This is a genomic window from Streptomyces sp. NPDC007162, assembly GCF_040634175.1.
Classification (GTDB): Bacteria; Actinomycetota; Actinomycetes; order Streptomycetales; family Streptomycetaceae; genus Streptomyces.
This window is the reverse complement of record NZ_JBEYFC010000969.1, coordinates 1-1,575: the sequence shown is the minus strand read 5'-3', so window position 1 is coordinate 1,575 and position 1,575 is coordinate 1. Positions and strand designations below refer to the sequence as shown.

Here is a 1,575-nt window from a genome sequence, read left to right as displayed (position 1 = left end):
GGTCGTGCACGAGGTGTTCGAGCCGGACCAGGTGTTCCGGATCGACCACTACCTCGGCAAGGAGACCGTCCAGAACATACTGGCGCTGCGCTTCGCCAACACCATGTTCGAGCCGATCTGGAACCGGTCCTTCGTGGACCACGTGCAGATCACCATGGCGGAGGACATCGGTATCGGCGGCCGCGCGGGCTACTACGACGGCATCGGCGCCGCCCGTGACGTCATCCAGAACCACCTCCTCCAGCTGATGGCGCTGACCGCCATGGAGGAGCCCGCCTCCTTCGACGCGGACGCGCTGGCCGCGGAGAAGGAGAAGGTGCTCGGCGCGGTACGGCTCCCGAAGGACCTGGGCAGGTCGACCGTGCGCGGTCAGTACGCGGCCGGCTGGCAGGGCGGCGAGAAGGTCATCGGCTACCTCGAAGAGGACGGCATCGACGCCCAGTCGAAGACCGACACCTACGCCGCCGTCAAGGTCGAGGTCGACAACCGCCGCTGGGCGGGCGTCCCCTTCTACCTGCGCACCGGCAAGCGCCTCGGCCGGCGCGTCACCGAGATCGCCGTCGTCTTCCAGCGGGCCCCGCACTCCCCCTTCGACCACACGGCGACGGAGGAGCTGGGCCAGAACGCGATCGTCATCCGCGTCCAGCCCGACGAGGGCATCACGGTCCGCTTCGGCTCCAAGGTGCCGGGCACCTCCATGGAGATCCGGGACGTGTCGATGGACTTCGCCTACGGCGAGTCCTTCACCGAGTCGTCCCCCGAGGCCTACGAGCGGCTGATCCTGGACGTCCTCCTCGGCGACGCCAACCTCTTCCCGCGCACGGAGGAGGTCGAGCTGTCCTGGAAGATCCTCGACCCGATCGAGGAGTACTGGGACAAGCACGGCAGGCCCGCCCAGTACAAGTCGGGCACCTGGGGTCCCGCCGAGGCCGACGAGATGCTCGCACGAGACGGACGGAGCTGGCGCCGGCCATGAAGATAGACCTCACGGACACCACGGCCGCCAAGGTCAACAAGGCGCTGGTGCAGGGCCGCCGGGCCATCGGCACGCCCGCCGTGGGCATGGTGCTGACCCTCGTCATCGTCACCGACGAGGAGAACGCGTACGACGCCCTGAAGGCGGGCGGCGACGCCTCGCACGAGCACCCGTCGCGCACGCTGGTCGTCATCAAGCGGGTCTCCCGCTCCCCCCGCGACCGCACGGCGTCCCGGCTGGACGCCGAGGTCCGGGTGGGCGCGGACGCCGGCACCGGCGAGACGGTGGTACTGCGGCTGTACGGCGAGGTCGCCGACCACGCCGACTCGGTGGTGCTGCCGCTGCTGCTGCCGGACGCTCCGGTCGTCGTCTGGTGGCCGGTGAACGCCCCGCTCGACCCGGCGAAGGACCCGCTGGGCGCCCTCGCCCAGCGCCGGGTCACCGACACCTACGCGTCCGAGCAGCCGGTACGGGAGCTGTCCGCCCGCGCCGACGCCTACACGCCCGGTGACACGGACCTGTCGTGGACGCGGATCACGCCCTGGCGGTCCATGCTGGCGGCGGCCCTGGACCAGGTGGCCTGCGAGGTCAGGGCCGTC

The 1,575-nt window shown here is 70.6% G+C and carries 2 protein-coding genes; both read left to right on the top strand.

From position 1 onward, the window contains the following. Nucleotides 1-976: glucose-6-phosphate dehydrogenase (gene zwf / locus ABZ646_RS46345; RefSeq protein WP_360533745.1), on the top strand; the 976-nt coding region annotated here is incomplete at its 5' end. Continuing rightward, nucleotides 973-1,575: glucose-6-phosphate dehydrogenase assembly protein OpcA (locus ABZ646_RS46340; RefSeq protein ID WP_360533742.1), on the top strand; the 603-nt coding region annotated here is incomplete at its 3' end. The genes zwf and ABZ646_RS46340, both read left to right, overlap by 4 nt.